This is a genomic window from Microbispora oryzae (genome assembly GCF_017896165.1).
GTDB classification, from domain to species: Bacteria; Actinomycetota; Actinomycetes; order Streptosporangiales; family Streptosporangiaceae; genus Microbispora; species Microbispora oryzae.
In genome coordinates, this window is sequence record NZ_JAFCNB010000017.1 from 139,851 (window position 1) to 156,148 (window position 16,298).

The window sequence follows — 16,298 nt, forward strand, 5'->3', positions numbered from 1 at the left end:
ACCGCGAAACCCGTCCGCAAATCCACTACCGTCGGCCCCGGTGTGATTACTCTCGGTGGCATGCCTGAGGTGCGGTGGTCGCCGGTCGACCAGGACGACGTGTTCAGCCAGCGGATCCGCGAGCAGTGGACCGACCAGCTCGGGCGGCGGCTCGACATCCTGATCGCGGGCTGCGGGCGGGGCGGCACCCTCGATGTGGGCAGGTACGACGTCCGGATCACGGGAGTCGACGAGGACCTGCCGCCGCTGCGCGAGCACGCGGCGGCCCGCGACGATCTCGCCATGTGTCACCTGGGCGACCTGCGCCTGGCTCCCATCGCCCCCCGCTCCTTCGATGTGATCTACGTGTCGTTCCTGCTTGAGCGGGTCCGCAACGCGGAACTGGTGCTCGACCGGCTCGTGGCCGGCCTGCGCCCCGGCGGGCTGCTGCTGCTCAAGATGCGCGACGGCAGGTCGGCGTACGGCTTCTGCGACCGGGTGACGCCCCGCTGGCTGCGGCGCCCGCTGTGGAAGGCCCTCGCCCCGGCCGGTTCGGTCGGCCCGCTGCCCGGCGTCTACGAGCCGATCACCACCCGCGAGGGCTTCCAGGCGTACTGCCTGATGCGCGGCCTGATGATCAGTGAGGACTATTCGGCGGTGAGCGGACCGGCCCGCAGGGGCCCGCGCGGCGAGCTGGTCTCCCTGGTCTGCCGTACCGTGGCCGCGCTCTCCCGGGGGCGGCTCAACGGCGTGGAGGACGAGATCACCCTGGTCGTCCGGCGACCGCAGAATCACTTCGCCCGGCTCATCTGAGGCTTCGCGTCCGCATCGGCACGGGTACGCCCACCCGCCGCGCGCCGGCGCGAGGTAAGGTGCGAAACCGAAGAATCGAGCGGAACGGAACCATGACCGAGTGGACTCCCGACGCCCGTGAGCTGGCCGACCTCGAGTTGCTGCTCTCCGGGGCGTACGCGCCGCTGACCGGCTTCCTCACCTCCGCCGAGGTGAACGCCGTGATCGAGCGGGGCCGGCTGCCCGGAGGCGCGCCGTGGCCCGACCCCGTCACCATCGCGCTTCCCGAGGAGATCCAGCCCGGCGACCGGGTCACGCTGAAGGATCCCGAGGGCGCGGCGGTGGCGGTGCTGACCGTCGGCGAACGCGACGGGCACCACGCGGCCGGCCCGGTTGAGGCGCTCGACACCCCCGCGTACGGGCCCTTCGCCCGGCTCCGCCGCACACCGGAGGAGGTCCGCAAGGACCTGCCCGAGGGCGAGGTGCTCGCGGTGACGATGCGCGGGCCCCTCGACGCCGCCTCGCTCGACGACGTGGCCGCGACGGCGGAGGAGCTCGACGCCACCGTCCTGCTGATGCCGCTGGTGTTCGGCGAGAGCGGGCCCGCCGTCGTGCGCGCGGCGCTCACCGCGTCGGAGCGGCTGCCCGGATCGACGGTGGTCGCGGTGCCGCTCGCGCCGCGCGACGACGTCGAGATCGACCTGGAGCTGCGCGAACACGTCGCCCGCAACTACGGCGCGACCGAGCACTACGCCGGTCCGCGGCCGGTCTCCATCCCCGGCCCGCCGCACCGCCGTGGGCTGGTGGTCTTCTTCACCGGCCTGTCCGGCTCCGGCAAGTCGACCATCGCCCGTGGGCTGCGCGACGCCCTGCTCGAACGCGGCGGCCGGACCGTCACCTACCTCGACGGCGACGTGGTCCGGCGTCTGCTGTCCGCGGGTCTCACCTTCTCCCGGGCGGACCGCGACCTGAACATCCGCCGGATCGGCTTCGTCGCCGCCGAGGTGGCCCGGCACGGCGGGCTGGCCATCTGCGCCCCCATCGCGCCGTACGCCGCGACCCGCGAGGAGGTCCGCGCCATGGTGGAGGAGGTCGGGGCCGACTTCCTGCTGGTCCACGTGGCCACCCCGCTGGAGGAGTGCGAGCGGCGCGACCGCAAGGGGCTGTACGCCCAGGCGCGGGCGGGGCTGCTCCCCGAGTTCACCGGAATCTCCGATCCGTACGAGGAGCCCGACGACGCCGAGCTCGTCGTCGACACGACCGGGATGACCGTCGAGCGCTCGGTCGGCGCCGTGCTCGGCCTGCTGACCTCCGGCGGCTGGGTGCGCTGACCCCGCCCCCGGGGCTCATCTCAGCGGTCCGTCTCAGCGGTCCGTCTCAGCGGTCCGTCTCAGCGGTTCATCTCAGCGGGACGGGCGTGGCGTTGAAGCGGTGCAGGCGGCCCAGGTCGGCGAAGGCGCGGGTCGCCCCCGGCGTGGTGTCGAACCGGGTGTCCCCTCGCGGGGCCACCGCGGAGTCGAAATACACCAGCGCCTTGATCTGGGGATACTCGTCGATCTGGCGGGCGGCCGACGCGAAGAGGTCGCGCTTGAAGCGCGGAGCGTCCGGCCGCTCGAAGACCCCCCACTCGGCCAGCATGATCGGCTTCGCCGGGAACCGGGCCTGCATCCAGCGGTAGAACCCCGGCCAGGACGGCGTCTCCGGGCGGGTCTTGTCGACCAGTGAGCCGAAGTCGCTCACGCGGGCGTCGGCGTACGGGTCGATGGCCACCCAGTCGACCACGTCGTCACCCGGATAGAGCGCGTCGAACCACGGCTTCGCCGCCCAGTTGGGCGCGCCCATGTACGTCATGACGGTCACCGCGTTGCGCACGCCCCGTGCGCGCAGGCGAGTGATCACGTGCCGGTACATCGCGGCGTAGTCGGCGGCCGACCAGCCCGGGCCGGAACGGACGTCGTTCTCCGGCTCGTGGTGGACCGTCAGGAAGAAGCGGCCGGGAAAGGTGGTGGTGATGTACGAGGCCAGCCGGTCGATCCGCTGGTCGGCCACGCCCGCCGCGATGTCGGCCCAGCTGCGGCCCGGCGCGGGCTTCCAGTTGACCAGCAGCAGCCGGGGGCCGCGGGCGATCTCCCGCTCCTCCGCCGTGGGGAACAGCTCGCCGCCCCGGTGGTAGACGTGCACGATGTCGGCCCGGCGGCCCATCCGCCGTTCGGCCATCTCCACCGACCGCAACGGCCCCCGGCCAGAGAACACGTCGGGCGCGATCCCCCACCACGCCCCGCACGTCGGGATCAGCTTCTCGGTCACCACGCAGGCGCCCGGCGTCCCGCCGGCGGCGCCGGGAAACGTCCCCACGGCCCGCGACGTCCCGCTCGCGGCCGTGCACCCGCTGGCGCAGGCCCCCGCCACCAGTGCGGCCAAGCCGGCGATGATCCTCATCGCGCCCCCTTCTTCGGCTTGCGAATGGAAAGGCAATCACCTTCCCATCAACAGGGGCACGACCGGGGGAGGTTTTCCCATCTCACCGGTAGTGATATTTCCAGCGAAAATGGATTATAGGGCGGCCGTCGATTGAGGAAATCACCAATAGCAGGGGGACGGACGCACCACCCCGCCTATAGTTCGAATCCACGCTGAGGCCGGCGCGAGGTCGCCGGGCGCAGCGGTCCCGCAACCCGCACCCGACGGAGCGTTCCGATGAGTCTGCCGCCGCACAGCCGGGACCTCTCCGAGTACGGTTCCGTCCTCAGGCGCCGCTGGGTGACCTTCACGTCATGCCTGGTCACGGGGGTAACCGGCGGTGTCGTACTGCTTCTGGCCACGCCGGCGGCGTACACCGCGACGGCCGAGGTCCAGGTGCTCCCCACCGGCGTGCAGGACCAGCTCAATCCGATCACCTGGCGACAGCGTGAACCGCTGAATCTCGATACGGAATCCCATATCGCCCGTTCGTCAGTTGTCGCCGATATCGCCGCCCAGGCCCTGAAAAATCCGGATTCGGAGGCGTTGCGGCATAAGGTGACGGTCGCCGTACCGCCCAATTCCGCCATTCTTGCCATTTCGTTCACCGCGCCCGACGCGCGCGCAGCGGCGACCGGCGCGCAGGCGTTCGCCGACGCGTATCTGCGCAACCGCACCAGCGCCGCGCGGGACGCCGTGGACGCCGAGCTCATGATGGTGATCGACAAGCTCCGCCAGGTGAACAACGCCCTCGCCGGGGCCGCTCCGGCCGGAAACACGTCCGGTGCCGCGACCGGAAACGCGGCCGAAGACACTTCGGGAAACGCGTCCCTGGGCGCCCGCACGAACCCGATGGCCGCGAAGGCGGCGGACGCCGTGGACACGGCCGGTACGCCGGGCGCGGCGGGCGTGGCGGGCTCCGGGGGCCCGGCGCAGGCGGCCGACGTCGCCCTCACCGGCGGAGACGGGACCGAGCGCAACCGCTCCCTCCTCGCCCGGCAGGCGTCCGTGCTCACCCTCAGATACGACACGCTCAGGACCACGGCGATCATCCCGGGCACCGTCATCAGCCCGGCCCTGCCGCCGACGGCGCAGAGCAGCCCGGACGTCCCGATCTACCTCGGCAGCGGGCTCTTCCTGGGGCTGCTCGTGGGGGCCGCGGCGGCCTTCGGCCGCGATCGGCTGGACACCAGGCTCCGCGCGCCGGAGGACGTCGAGCGGCTGACCGGGCTGCGGCTCCTGGCCGAACTGGCCGACCAGCCGGAGTCGGCGGCCTTCCACGACCTGGCCTCGGCGGTGGCCGCGTCGCTCGACGGCCGTCCGCACACCCTGCTGATCGAGGGCGTCGGGGCGGAGAGCGCGGCCAGGCCGCTCGCGAAGGTGCTCGGCGCCGCGCTCGCGCACCTCGCCCCCGTCGCCGTCGTGACCGGTAGGCCGACCCGGCCGGACACCGTCCTCCTGCTCGTCGGCCTGCGGCGGACGACCGGGCCCGAGGTGATCCGGGCCGTACGGCGGCACGCCCGGCTGGGCGCCCGGGTGCTCGGCGCCGTGACGGTCCCGTCCGAGCACGCGGTGCCGTCCGCCGAGGGGGCGCGGGCGCGATGAGCCCCCGGCCGTCGCTCCACGTCCGCGGCCGGGCCGCCCGCCGTCTGCCGCCGCCGTCGACGTGGCCGGTCGCGGCGCTCGTGCTCGGCTACCCGGTCTGGTGGGCGCTCGGGCTGGGCGGGCTGTCGATCCTGGTGCTCGCCGTGCCGATGGCGGTGGTGCTGGTGCGGCGGCGGCCGATCAGGGCGCCGCGGGGCTTCGGCCTGTGGGTGCTGCTGCTCGCCGGCTATCTGATCAGCGCCGCCGCGCTCGGGGAGAACCCCCCGGAGGCGCACGGCGACCTCGCGGCGGGCCGGGCCATCGGCTATCTCGTCCGGCTGGCCGTCTACGTGGCGCTCCTGGTGATGGTGCTCTACCTGGGCGCCCTGCGACACGACGAGCTGCCGCAGCTCACTCTCGTCCGCTGGCTCGGGGTGCTGTTCCTGACGACCGTCGCCGGAGGGCTGCTGGGCGTCCTCGCGCCCCACCTGGAGTTCACCTCTCCCCTGGAGATGGCGCTGCCGTCGTGGATCCGCGCCAATCCCTTCGTTACCAACCTGGTGCACCCCACGGCCGCCCAGGTGCAGCACGTGCTCGGGCACGCCTCGCCGCGTCCCGAGGCCCCCTTCGAGTGGGCCAACGCCTGGGGCGGCGACCTGTCGGTGCTCGTCGTCTGGTTCATGGTGGGCTGGTGGGCGTACGGCGGGACGTATCGGCGGGTGGCCGCCATCGCGGTGCTGGCCGTCGCCGCCGTCCCGGTCGTGTACTCGCTCAACCGCGGCCTGTGGATCGGGCTCGCCCTGTCGGCCGCGTACCTCGTCGTGCGCGGGCGGCGTCCCGTCCTGCTGGCCGGGGCCGCGGCGGTCGCGGGAGCGGTGTTCCTGCTGTCGCCGCTGAGCGGGATCGTCGGCGAACGGCTCGACAGTCCGCAGAGCAACGGCATCCGCGCCTTCACGGTCGTCTCCACCGTCAGGGCGGCGGCGTCCTCGCCCGTGATCGGCTACGGCACGACCAGGAACGCGTACGGCAACCAGCGCACGGTCACCACGGGCCGCACGAGCTGGTGCCGCGAGTGCGGCCATCCGCCGCTGGGCAGTGACGGGCAGCTCTGGCTGCTGCTGATCAGCCAGGGGTTCGCCGGGGCGCTGCTGTACGTCGCCTTCTTCGGCGGCGCGGTGCGCCGCTACTGGCCGGACCGGTCGCCCATCGGCCGGGCCGGCACGCTCGTCATGATCCTCGTGCTGCTCTACATGGTCGTCTACGACGGGATGATCAGCGCGCTGATCCTCTACCTGATCTCGTTCGCCCTGCTCTGGCGCAACGCCGCCGCCGTCCCCGCCACCGTCCCCACCGCCGTCCCCACCGCCGTCCCCACCGCCGTCCCCACCGCCGTCCGCGAGGTGGTCACATGACAGACGCCCAGCTCCGGCTGCGCTACCTCGACGAGGTGCTGCGCCTGCTCTATCCGTCGGGCGGCGGGCGCAGCGCCCGCACCGTGCTGCCGCACCGGCTGGCGCCCCGGCGCGTGGTGCCCCGCGCCCGGTGGCACGCCGCCCTCGGCCGCCCGGTGCTGGTCTCCGCCGGTCCCGACACGATCGAGACCTACCTCGGTGACGTGCTCGGACGGCGGGTGCACGCCGTGGTCCGCGTCCGGCCCGCCCGCCGGCCCAACCGCAAGCCCATCCTGGAGGCGCACGGCGACGACGGGCTCGTGGGCTTCGTCAAGATCGGCGACTCGGAACGGGCGGCCCGGCTGGTGCGGCACGAGAGCGAGGTGCTCCACATGCTCGCGGGCCGCGTCCTCAAGGTGGTCGCCCCGCCGACCGTCCTCCACCACGGCGTCTGGCGCGGGCTGGACGTGCTGGTGATCTCGCCGCTCCCGGTGACGCACCGGACCGTCCCCGCCGGCCTGTTCAACGACGCCGTACGGGAGATCGCGTCTCTCGGGACCGAACCCGGCGAGACGCCGTTCCCGCCGCCGTCCCCGCTGCCGCCGCCGTTGCCGTACGCGCCGGGCCTCGGGCCGTGCACCGGGCCGACTGCCGGGCGGGGCGCCGGGCCGGGTGCCGGAGCGGAGACCGGGCCAGCTAGCGGGCCGGGTGCCGGAGCCGATGCCGGAGCGGCCGCCGAGGCGGCGGCGCCCTCCTGGCACTGGCACGGCGACCTGTCGCCGTGGAACGTCGCGGCTGGGGCCGACGGGCGGCTGCTCGTGTGGGACTGGGAGCGTTTCGCCGGCGGCGTGCCGTTAGGGTTCGACGCCCTGCACCACTTCTTCCACCGCGCCCTGCGCCGGATGCGCCCGCCGCAGGCCGCGCGGGCCTGCCTCGCCCGGTCCGGGACGGTGCTTGAGCCGTTCGGGATCTCCCCGGGGCAGGCGCGGCGGACCGCCGTGCACTATCTGCTCACCCTCGCCGACCGGCACTACCGGGACGGTCACGAGCCGCTCGGCCCGCCGTCGGAGTGGCTCAACCCCCTGGTCGACCATCTGGAGTGCCTGCTGTGAGGGCGGCGGTGAAGCGCTCGGCGCACGCCGTCTCGTTCGCGGCGGGCCGGGTCACCGCGGCCGGGCGGATGCTCCCGTCGTTCCTGATCGTGGGCGCCCAGCGGTGCGGCACCACCTCGCTCTACCGGGCGCTCGCGCGGCACCCGCTCGTCGCCAAGCCCGTGCTGCGCAAGGGCGTCCACTACTTCGACGTGGCGTATGGCCGGGGCCTGCCGTGGTATCGGGCCCACTTCCCAATGGCCGCCCGGAGAGAGCGGGGCCGGGTGCTGGCCTTCGAGGCATCCCCCTACTACCTGTTCCATCCGCTCGCCCCCGCGCGCATCGCCCGCGACCTGCCCGGAGTCCGGCTGATCGCGCTCGTCCGCGACCCGGTCGAACGCGCCTTCTCCGCCCACGCGCACGAGCTGGCCCGGGGGTTCGAGACCGAGCCGAGTTTCGAGCGCGCCGTCGAACTGGAGGAGCAACGGCTCGCCGGTGCGGAGGAGCGGCTGCGCGGCCATCCCGGCCACGTCAGCCACGCCCATCGGCACCACGGCTACCTCGCCCGCGGCCGGTACGCCGAACAGCTGGCCCGGCTGGACCCCCTGTTCGGCCGCGAGCGTGTGCTGGTGCTTGACAGCGGCGACTTCTTCCGCCATCCCGAGGCGGAGTACGGCCGGGTGCTGGAGTTCCTGGGCCTGCCGCGGCTCGGCGACCCGCCGTTCGGCGTCCACAACGCGCGCCACCGTCCCGAGGGCATGCCGCGCCGGCTGCGGGAGCGCCTGGCGGACCGTTTCGCGCCCATGGACGCCTTGCTCGAACCCTGGCTGGGAGGGCCGCCCTCGTGGCGCCGGTGAGCGCTACCGGCCGGTCGCGTGGTGACGGCGGCAGCGGCAGGGGCGGCGACGGCGTTGGCAGCGGCGGCGTTGGCAGCGGCGGCGGGAGGGGCGGCGGCCTGGCCCGGCACGGGCTGGCGGGCGTCGCCGTCGCCACGTCGAACGCCGCCGCCCAGTTCCTCATCGTGCTGGCGGTGACCCGCTCGCTGGACCCCCGGACGGCCGGGGCCTTCTTCACCGCCACGGCCCTCTGCCTCATGATCGCCGGAATCCTGCGGCTGGACGCCGGCAACGGGCTCGTTCACGCGTTCGCTGCGGCCCGCCCGCCGGACAGTGCGGAAATCAGTGCGGAAATCAGCACAGAAAGCAGCACAGAGATCAGTACGGAAACCAGGCCGCAGACCGGGCCCGAGACTGAACCGGACGCCGGGCCGGGGTGCGGCCGGGAGCTCGGGCCGGGGCGCGGGGTGAGGCGGGGAGCGGGCCGAAGCCACGCCACGGTACCGCGGCGCGTCCTGGTGCCGGTCGCCGCCTGCGCGGTCGCCGCGGCGACGGCGGTGAGCGTGGGGCGGGGCGGGCTCGCCCACACGACGAACGTGCCGGAGAGCGTCTGGCCGGTGCTCGCGACCGCGATCCCGGTAGTGACGCTGGCCGACCTGCTGGTCACGGCCACCCGGGGCACCGGCGCGATGCGGCCCACCGCCGTGCTCGCCGGGCTCGTCCAGCCAATGTGCCAGCTCGTCCTCGTCTCGGTCGCGGCGCTCGGCCACGCCCCGCTGCCCGTCCTCGTCGCGGCCTGGGCGCTGCCGTCCCTTCTGGTGGCCGTCGCGGCGGCGGCCTGGCTGGGACGGCGGCAGCCGTCCGGCGCGGGGCTCACCGGCTTCTGGCGCCGCACCGCGCCCCGATCGGCCGCGGCGGCGCTGCAGTCCGCCTTCCAGCGCCTGGACGTGGTGCTCGTGGCTGTGCTGGCGGGCCCCGCCGCTGCGGCCGTCTACACCGGAGCGACCCGCTTCAAGGTCGTGGGGCAGCTCGCCGGGCACGGGCTGGCGCAGGCGGCCCAGCCCCGGCTCGTCCGGGCGCTCGCCGCGGGGAACGTGGCACGGGCCGGACGGCTGTACCAGACGTCCACCATTTGGCTGGTCGCCCTCACCTGGCCGGTCTGGCTGGGGTACGCCGCGTTCGCGCCGACCCTGCTGCCGGTCTTCGGCCGTGGGTACGCGAGCGGGGTGCCGATCGCGCTCGTGCTGGCGGCCACGATGCTGGTCGCGACCGCCTGCGGGATGGTCGACGTGATGCTCACCGCCTCCGGCGGAGCGGCGGCCAGCCTGGTCAACACGGCGGCGGCCGTGAGCGTGACGGTCGTCCTCGACCTGCTGCTCGTGCCCGCGCACGGCGCTCTGGGCGCCGCCCTCGGCTGGTCAGGCGGGGTCCTCGTGAAGAACCTGTTGCCGCTCCGGCAGATCCACCGCAGGCACGGCCTTCGGCCGTTCGGACCGCACTCCCGCGCCGCCCTTCGGCTGGCACTGCGAGCGGGCGTGCGGGCGGGGCTGCGGGCGGCGGCGCGCGTACGGGCGGCGGCATGACGGCGGCCGCACCCTCCGCTCCGCCCCTCCTGGTGACGGGGCTGCCCCGCAGCGGCACGAGCTGGGCCGGGAAGATGCTGGCGGCGAGCGGCCGCCTGGTCTACGTCAACGAGCCGCTCAACCCGCAGCGACCGCCCGGCCGCTCACCGGGCGTGCTGTCCGCCTCGGTCACGCACCGCTTCCAGTACATCTGCCCGGACGACGACGCGTCCTGGCTGCGTGCCTTCACCGCGACCGTCGGTCTCAGGTACGGCTGGGCCGCCGAGCTGCGCGCCAACCACCGGCCGGGAGACCTCGCCCGGATGGCGAGGCACGGCACCGCGTTCACCGCCGGTCGCCTGCGCGGCCTGCGGGCGCTGCTCGACGACCCCTTCGCCGTGCTGTCGGCCGGGTGGTTCGCCTCCCGCCTCGGTTGCCGGGTCATCGTGCTGGTCCGCGACGCCGTGCCGTTCGCGGCGAGCTGGCGGCGGCTCGGCTGGACGGTGGACGTCCGGGAGCTTCTCGGCCAGCCGTCGCTGCTCCGCGACCACCCGTACGTCGAGCAACTGCGCCGCTTCGCCGGCTCACCGGACCCGCTCGCCGCCACCGCCGCCCTGTGGACGGTCACGCACCGGGTGGTGCACGACGTCGCCGCGCGCACGCCGGGCATCCGGGTGGTCCGCTACGAAGACCTGTGCGCCGCCCCGCTCGACGGCTTCCGCGACCTCTACGAATGGTGCGGCCTGCCCTGGACGGATCGCGCCGCGCGCAGGATCGGCCGCGCCTGTACGGCCCCCCGCGCGGACCGGGGCCCGGACCGGGCCCCGGACCTGCGCACGGGCCTGAACACGGGCCTGAACACGGGCCTGAACACGGGCCTGAACACGGAGGGCGGCACGGCCCGGGGCGCGTTCGCCTGGACCGGCCTGTCGCGCACCGCCTTCCGCCCGACGGACTCACGCGCGGCGGCGCTGGCCCGCCGACTCCCCGCCGAGGACGCCTCACGTGTCCTGGCCCTCACGAAGTTCCTCTCCTCGCGGGCGTAGGGGGAGATCCACCGGTCCACCCACAAGGGCGTCGTCCAACGCGCGGCCTATAACGCGATTCGCGCTACCTGCAGACCTCAACTGTCGGTACTAGAGGTATGCCTCTGTGCTGCAGACTCCGTGGCTGTTGCAAACATGGAAGCTACGGAACCTGGATTTACTGGTGATCGGAGAGGCTTGCACGCACTTTCCAGCCGACGTGATCAGGTTGTCGCCGATTTCCTTACCTGGGATTTCCGACTCCGTAAACCAGAGTTGCCCCCAGGGTTCGCTTGAAGCTACGCAGAGAGTGGCACTGGTGGAGCTTACCGACCCGGAGACACCAGGAACTGACCGAGTAGCAGCCCACGCCGACTGCGCCCCGACCACCGAGACGAGCCCCCCGACTGCCAAAGACAGCGCTAACGCCGTCGAGCGTCGCACGCGGCGGTTGCGTCGTACCCTGACAACTTCTGGACGTTCTGCCATTTGGAGATTCTCCTCACTCATCCGACGCTCAGAACTCCCTGTCGAACTCCGACGATCGAGAAAAGTATCGGTGAATTGGGCCCACTATGTCATTGACGTTGCGTGCCAGGCGCTTGGCAATGCGCGCCACCCTCGTAATCCCCTGCGATTGGCCTGCAGGGCGGTCTGTTCACCGGGGCGCGTCCGCGCGCCTTGCCGAAGAGGCTGTGTGCTTGTGCCGGTAGTCCCTAGGGCTGAACCCGTAGGCGGCATGGAAGGCGCGGGAGAAGGAAGCGGCATCGGTGTAGCCCCATCGAGCCGCGATGGCACGGATCGGACGATCTGCTTGAGCCCGGTCGCACAGGTCCCGCCGGCAGCGTTCCAGCCGCTGTGCGCGGATCCATGCGGCGGCCCCGATGCCCTGCGACTGGAAGAGCCGGTGCAGAGTGCGGACGGAGATGTTGTGGGCAGCGGCGATAGCGGCGACATCCAGGGCGGGGTCACCCAGGTGCCGCTGGATGAAGATGCGGATCCTCATCATGAGGACGTTCTGCTGACTCTCTGGCGGTATAGCGACGTCGCTGTCGAGCCGTTCAGCGAGGAGGGAGACCAGCAAGTCGATCAGGGTGTCTCCGAGGTGAGGGCGCGCGGAGGCCGCGTAATGGTGCGTGCCGGCCGTCAACTCGGTCAGGAAACCGGCCAGCAGTGCAGCGATCCCCTCTCGGCCAGAGAAGGACGTGGCGATCAGCTTCTCCACCTTGTGAGCGGGGAGGTGCAGCACTGTGCGGGGAAATACCGCCATCACACCATCGGTCGATATCCCGCCAACCCCGGAGCGCACATAGGAGGGACGAGACGAATGGTACAAAACCAAGTCCGAGGACCGAGATAAGGCGGCAGCTTTCCGGTCCTGATTTATCTCCACGCGACCGCGGAGGGAGAGCGAAAGTTGGAATACCTCGGGATCCGACTGGCGGATCATTCGCGACGTCCGGCTTCCTTCACAGGGCGAGGCCCTCACTCTGGAGACGTGGACGACACCAAGGTCCATCCCGTCGATTTGACCGTGAAAATTGGCCGGATCGCTGCAAGCTATCTCCATCGGCGCTACCGCTCGGAACATATGGTCCGCCCAGGACTCCAACCGTTCCAGCTTAGGCAGACTGTTCGTCCGGAAAAGTTTTTCCATCATCCCTCCTGTTTACCAATACTCATTGACCGTGTCCTATTCAGTCCGGTCAACCAATCTAGCCCTTCAGTTGTAGAACGCCGATGGCGTTGCAGTTACCTTGCATTGAGGCGCGGGTAACCGTTTTGTATGCCGACGCGGGTGCTGGATGTTCCGTTGGACATGACACGCGGGGAGAGAGGGCGCGGTGTTCGCGCGGGCGGATTTGGGCCGTCGAGTTCCAGCCTGCTTCGGAGTCGCGCTCAGCCAAGGCGCCGCTCGACGGGCCGTCCCGGCCGTAAACGGCGCGTGTGGGAGGATTCCCCGGGCTTGTGCGAGCGGGCTCAGGCGAGACCCGAGGCGACAGCGAGGGAGCGAACGGCATGCGCGATGAAACGATCTCGAGCTTTCTGACCCGGCTCGCCGACCGGGTGCCCGCGCCGGGCGGAGGCGCGTCCGCCGCGCTGCACGCGGCTCAGGCGGCGGCGCTGCTGGGCATGGTCGCGCGCTACACCACCGGGCAGAAGTACGCCGCGCACACCGCTCTCGTGGATCGGGTGGTCGCCGAGACCGACGACCTGCGAGACACGGCGGTAGGCCTGGCCGAGGAGGACGCCGCCGCGTTCACCGCGGTCACCGAGGCGTACACGCTGCCCAGGGACACCGACGAGGACAGAGCGGCCCGCTCAGCGGCGATCGCCAGGGCGCTCTCCGGCGCGGCCGGGCCGCCGGCCGCGGTGATCGACGTCGCGGCGCGCGCGGTCGCCCTCGCCGGGGAACTGCTTCCCGTCGCCAACCGGAACGTGATCACCGATGTGGCCGCGGCCGTCGAGGCGGCCCGGGCGGCGGCGACCACGGCCCGGGTGAACATCGAGGTCAACCTGGCGGGCGTGCGCGACGACGCCACCCGGTCCCGCCTCACGGAACAGGCCGGTCAGGCCGACGGGATCGCCGCCCGCGCCGACCGGATCACCGCCGCCGTCCGAGAGGAGATCACGCGATGAGCGCGATCATGTTGTCCGGGCGGGAGCTCGCCGCCGAGATCCGTACGGAGACGGCGGCGCGTGCCGCCGCGCTCGCGGAGGGCGGCACGCCGCCGAAACTCGTGGTGGTCGTGGCGACGGCCGACGAGTCCACCGCCTGGTACGTCCGCTCCATCGCCGGGGCGGCCGGAAAGACCGGGATCGTCTGCGACATCGCCGACCTCGGGCCGGACGCCGCCGCCGAGGACATCCGCGGCACGCTGACGTCGCTGAGCGCGGACCCGACGGTCCACGGCGTCATCCTGCAGACCCCGCTGCCGCCGGGCGTCCGCCAGGAGGAGGCGGCCGGCGCCATCGCCTCCGGCAAGGACGTCGACGGCGCCAACCCGCTCTCCCTGGGCCGTCTCGCGGCCGGGCTGCCCGCGTTCGCCCCTGCGACGGCCGAGGCGGTCGTGACGCTCCTCGACCATCACGGCGTGGAGCTCAGGGGCCGGCACGTGGCCGTGGTCGGCAGGTCCACCGTCGTCGGCAAGCCCGTCGCCCACCTGCTGCTCGACCGGGACGCCACGGTGACCGTGTGCCACTCCCGCACCCGTGACCTGGCCGCCGTCACGTCGACCGCCGACGTCGTGGTCGCGGCCGTGGGCCGGACCGGCCTGATCACCCCCGATCACGTACGGCGAGAGGCCGTGGTGGTCGACGTGGGCACCAACCCCACCGCCGACGGCGGCCTCGCCGGCGACGTGGATCCCGCGGTCGCGGAGAAGGCCGGGGCGCTGACCCCGGTGCCGGGCGGCGTCGGGGCGGTCACCACCGCGCTGCTCCTGCGCCACACCGTGCGCGCCGCGGACGTGCTCACAGCCGGCCATCAGATGCCGTGACCGCGCGCGTTCAGCGCCCGGACCACCGTCGCGGGGGACACGAGCCCGCACGCCACGGCCAGGGCGAGCGCGGCCCTCGGCTCGCTCACCCGGGCGGCGGCGGCCCGCAGCGCCCACCGGGCGGCCTCGCCGCGCCGCCCCAGCGCCGCGTGTGAGAAGGCGAGCTGCCCGAAGACGCGGGCCACACCCCTGGAGTCGGCCGACAGCTCGGGGTGGCGGGCGAGCATCCATTCGAGCCCGGCGATCCGGTCGGCCCACCGGTCGGCGTAGTGGGACGCGCCCCAGCGGATCCGCACGAGCGGGCGGTCGACGTGCACGATGGGGTGCCGCCAGGCGGCCCGCAGCGCCAGGTCCCAGTCTTCGTTCTGACCGCCGGGCGCGCTCTCGTCCACCCAGATCGCCCCCCGCCGGAACAGGAACGTCGAGGAGTGGACCATCATCATGCGCGACCGGGTCAGGTGCTCGCGGGTCACCTGGTCGGTGTACGCCAGCCGGGGCGTCCGGCGTGAGCCGTACTCGACCTCCACGGAGCAGCTCGCGAAGTCGGCCTCGGGCCGCCGGGCGAGCGCCGCGACCTGGGCGGCCAGCTTCCCCGGCAGCCACAGGTCGTCGTCGTCGCAGAAGGCGACCAGGTCGGTGCCGAGCGCCTCGATCGCGGTGTTCCGCGCCCCCGGCAGCCCCGGCGTACGGCGGTTGGGCAGGACCAGCACGTCCGCGGCGGCCTCGCGCGGCACCCCGGCCGCCCGGACCGCGTCGCACAGGGCCCGGCGACCGCCGTCCACCACGACGATCACCTCGACCCGGCCCTCGTACGCCTGACCGAACACGCCGGTGAGCGCCGCCGCCAGCGTTCCCGGGCGGTCGCCGCGGGTGGGGACGACGACGCCGACCGAGGGAGTCATCTCCTGCCCCGTGTGGCGGGGCGGCGCGGGCGGTAGCCGTACGCCAGGAAAAGCGGGAGAGTGAGCGCGGTCACCAGCCACCGCTGGTAAGGCGGGAGCGGGGCCGGCCTGCGGCGCAGCGCGATCCGCCCGACGGCGAACCGCATGGGATTGCCGGAGACGGTGTGCGCGACCCCCAGACGCGCCTCCCGGTCGCCGAGGAAGCCGAGGTCGCCCGCGTCGAGCCCAAGCCTGGCCGCCAGATCGCGCACCGTGCGGGCCGGGTCGTCGAGAAGGTCCTCGTAGCGGACCCGGACGACCTCCACGCCTTTGCGGCGGAGCGCCTCGAACGCGAGGTTCTGCGCGAGCCAGTGGACGGCGGTCCGCGCGGGGGTCCACCGCGTCATCGGCCGGCCGTCCTCCGGGCGCCGCACCACGCTGCGCCACGACGCGGCCACCGCGCGCGGATCACGCACCACGTGGACGACGCGCAGGTCCATGATGGCGGTCAGGCAGTACGCGAGAGAGGCGTGCTTGCTGGAGTCGACGATCGCGCGGGCGTCGGCGACCTCGGCCGCGGCCGCGTAGACCCGCGAGTAGGCCAGGACGTATTCGGAGAGTTCCGCCTCACGGCCGACGAATCCGACGGCGAGGGCGGGGACCCGGCGGGTGCGGTCGACCCGGTTGCGCAGCCGCTCCACCGCGGCCCTGCTCCGCCGCCAGTCGCCGAACGCGCGGGCGCCGACCTTGCCCCAGAACGGGCACTGGGAGAACCGCTGCCCGCAGCCGCAGGGCTCGTCCGCGCCGACGCCACGCGCCCACAGGTGGACGACCTCACCGAGCGGCGTGACCCCGGGAAGCTCGCCGAGCAGGCGCTCCAGCAACGTGCTGCCGCTGCGGCCCAGGCCTCCCACGAAGATCACCGGCTGAGCGTCGGCCACGGGCCCTCCACGTCCGAGTTACGGAACGTGACGACCCTAACGCTGGCCGTGATCGCTCAGCCGGGGATCTTCCAATGATCTACTCAGTGGGCGTCGACGATCATCCCCGCGGCTACGGTGCCGTTGGTGGCCTCGTCGATGAGGATGAATCCGCCGGTCATGCGGTTGCGGGCGTAGTCGTCGACGAACAGCGGCTGGGTGGTCCGCAGCGAGACCCGGCCGATCTCGTTGAGCCCGAGAGCGGTGGCCGACTCAT

Annotated in this window: 15 protein-coding genes; 10 read left to right on the forward strand and 5 right to left on the reverse strand. The window is 73.0% G+C overall.

Features of this window, described 5'->3' with window-relative positions; translation table 11 throughout:
• The first annotated feature begins 60 nt into the window (after positions 1–60).
• Both JOL79_RS25790 and cysC read left to right on the forward strand, forming a co-directional pair.
• Positions 61–792, forward strand: a complete 732-nt coding sequence (locus JOL79_RS25790; protein ID WP_210158472.1) for a class I SAM-dependent methyltransferase — start codon at positions 61–63, stop codon at positions 790–792.
• 59 nt (positions 793–851) lie between these two features.
• Entirely contained in the window at positions 852–2,102 is a 1,251-nt protein-coding gene (cysC, locus tag JOL79_RS25795) for an adenylyl-sulfate kinase (protein ID WP_307848728.1), read from the forward strand.
• A gap of 67 nt (positions 2,103–2,169) precedes the next feature.
• Here the strand turns inward: cysC and JOL79_RS25800 are convergent, their stop codons facing one another.
• Positions 2,170–3,210, reverse strand: coding sequence for a glycoside hydrolase family 26 protein (locus JOL79_RS25800; protein WP_210158474.1), 1,041 nt, complete (start codon positions 3,208–3,210; stop codon positions 2,170–2,172).
• 258 nt (positions 3,211–3,468) lie between these two features.
• Between JOL79_RS25800 and JOL79_RS25805 the strand changes: the two genes are divergently transcribed.
• Genes JOL79_RS25805 through JOL79_RS25830 form a run of 6 tightly spaced genes read left to right on the forward strand, consistent with a single transcriptional unit; the run spans position 3,469 to position 10,741 of the window.
• A complete protein-coding gene (locus JOL79_RS25805; RefSeq protein ID WP_210158475.1) occupies positions 3,469–4,836 on the forward strand; it encodes a YveK family protein in 1,368 nt (455 codons plus the stop codon).
• Positions 4,833–6,227 carry a hypothetical protein gene (locus tag JOL79_RS25810; protein ID WP_210158476.1) on the forward strand — a complete coding sequence of 465 codons (1,395 nt, stop codon included), beginning with the start codon at positions 4,833–4,835 and terminating at the stop codon, positions 6,225–6,227. Before JOL79_RS25805 ends, JOL79_RS25810 begins: the two co-directional genes overlap by 4 nt.
• Positions 6,224–7,318, forward strand: coding sequence for a hypothetical protein (locus tag JOL79_RS25815; RefSeq protein WP_210158477.1), 1,095 nt, complete (start codon positions 6,224–6,226; stop codon positions 7,316–7,318). Before JOL79_RS25810 ends, JOL79_RS25815 begins: the two co-directional genes overlap by 4 nt.
• On the forward strand, positions 7,315–8,154 hold the full coding sequence (locus tag JOL79_RS25820; RefSeq protein ID WP_307848729.1) for a sulfotransferase family protein: 840 nt from the start codon (positions 7,315–7,317) through the stop codon (positions 8,152–8,154). The genes JOL79_RS25815 and JOL79_RS25820 overlap by 4 nt, the downstream gene beginning before the upstream one ends.
• A complete protein-coding gene (locus JOL79_RS25825; protein WP_307848730.1) occupies positions 8,151–9,716 on the forward strand; it encodes a lipopolysaccharide biosynthesis protein in 1,566 nt (521 codons plus the stop codon). The genes JOL79_RS25820 and JOL79_RS25825 overlap by 4 nt, the downstream gene beginning before the upstream one ends.
• Positions 9,713–10,741, forward strand: a complete 1,029-nt coding sequence (locus tag JOL79_RS25830; protein ID WP_210158478.1) for a sulfotransferase — start codon at positions 9,713–9,715, stop codon at positions 10,739–10,741. Before JOL79_RS25825 ends, JOL79_RS25830 begins: the two co-directional genes overlap by 4 nt.
• A gap of 637 nt (positions 10,742–11,378) precedes the next feature.
• On the opposite strand, the gene JOL79_RS25835 is transcribed toward JOL79_RS25830, so the two are convergent.
• Complete coding sequence (locus tag JOL79_RS25835) at positions 11,379–12,380, reverse strand: AraC-like ligand-binding domain-containing protein (protein WP_307848731.1); 1,002 nt, start codon at positions 12,378–12,380, stop codon at positions 11,379–11,381.
• A gap of 359 nt (positions 12,381–12,739) precedes the next feature.
• On the opposite strand from JOL79_RS25835, the gene JOL79_RS25840 reads away from it, so the two are divergent.
• Both JOL79_RS25840 and JOL79_RS25845 read left to right on the forward strand, forming a co-directional pair.
• Positions 12,740–13,360, forward strand: a complete 621-nt coding sequence (locus JOL79_RS25840; protein WP_210158480.1) for a cyclodeaminase/cyclohydrolase family protein — start codon at positions 12,740–12,742, stop codon at positions 13,358–13,360.
• Positions 13,357–14,220, forward strand: a complete 864-nt coding sequence (locus JOL79_RS25845) for a bifunctional 5,10-methylenetetrahydrofolate dehydrogenase/5,10-methenyltetrahydrofolate cyclohydrolase (protein WP_210158481.1) — start codon at positions 13,357–13,359, stop codon at positions 14,218–14,220. Before JOL79_RS25840 ends, JOL79_RS25845 begins: the two co-directional genes overlap by 4 nt.
• Here the strand turns inward: JOL79_RS25845 and JOL79_RS25850 are convergent.
• The 3 genes from JOL79_RS25850 to JOL79_RS34485 form a co-directional block, all read right to left on the reverse strand.
• Positions 14,208–15,122: a glycosyltransferase family 2 protein gene (locus JOL79_RS25850; protein ID WP_210158482.1), complete on the reverse strand. Its 915-nt coding sequence runs from the start codon at positions 15,120–15,122 to the stop codon at positions 14,208–14,210. The two genes, JOL79_RS25845 and JOL79_RS25850, sit on opposite strands and share 13 nt — an antisense overlap.
• Positions 15,119–16,042, reverse strand: coding sequence for a sulfotransferase family protein (locus tag JOL79_RS25855; protein ID WP_307848732.1), 924 nt, complete (start codon positions 16,040–16,042; stop codon positions 15,119–15,121). The genes JOL79_RS25850 and JOL79_RS25855 overlap by 4 nt, the downstream gene beginning before the upstream one ends.
• A gap of 83 nt (positions 16,043–16,125) precedes the next feature.
• A partial coding sequence (locus tag JOL79_RS34485) for an elongation factor 1-alpha C-terminal domain-related protein (protein ID WP_443674006.1) occupies positions 16,126–16,298 on the reverse strand: 173 nt, incomplete at its 5' end.

Coding starts and splice junctions, on each gene's coding strand:
- JOL79_RS25800 (WP_210158474.1), bottom strand. CDS start 3,210: ATGAGGATCATCGCCGGCTTGGCCGCACTGGTGGCGGGGGCCTGCGCC.
- JOL79_RS25805 (WP_210158475.1), top strand. CDS start 3,469: ATGAGTCTGCCGCCGCACAGCCGGGACCTCTCCGAGTACGGTTCCGTC.
- JOL79_RS25845 (WP_210158481.1), top strand. CDS start 13,357: ATGAGCGCGATCATGTTGTCCGGGCGGGAGCTCGCCGCCGAGATCCGT.
- JOL79_RS25815 (WP_210158477.1), top strand. CDS start 6,224: ATGACAGACGCCCAGCTCCGGCTGCGCTACCTCGACGAGGTGCTGCGC.
- JOL79_RS25830 (WP_210158478.1), top strand. CDS start 9,713: ATGACGGCGGCCGCACCCTCCGCTCCGCCCCTCCTGGTGACGGGGCTG.
- JOL79_RS25810 (WP_210158476.1), top strand. CDS start 4,833: ATGAGCCCCCGGCCGTCGCTCCACGTCCGCGGCCGGGCCGCCCGCCGT.
- JOL79_RS25850 (WP_210158482.1), bottom strand. CDS start 15,122: ATGACTCCCTCGGTCGGCGTCGTCGTCCCCACCCGCGGCGACCGCCCG.
- JOL79_RS25840 (WP_210158480.1), top strand. CDS start 12,740: ATGCGCGATGAAACGATCTCGAGCTTTCTGACCCGGCTCGCCGACCGG.
- JOL79_RS25790 (WP_210158472.1), top strand. CDS start 61: ATGCCTGAGGTGCGGTGGTCGCCGGTCGACCAGGACGACGTGTTCAGC.
- JOL79_RS25835 (WP_307848731.1), bottom strand. CDS start 12,380: ATGATGGAAAAACTTTTCCGGACGAACAGTCTGCCTAAGCTGGAACGG.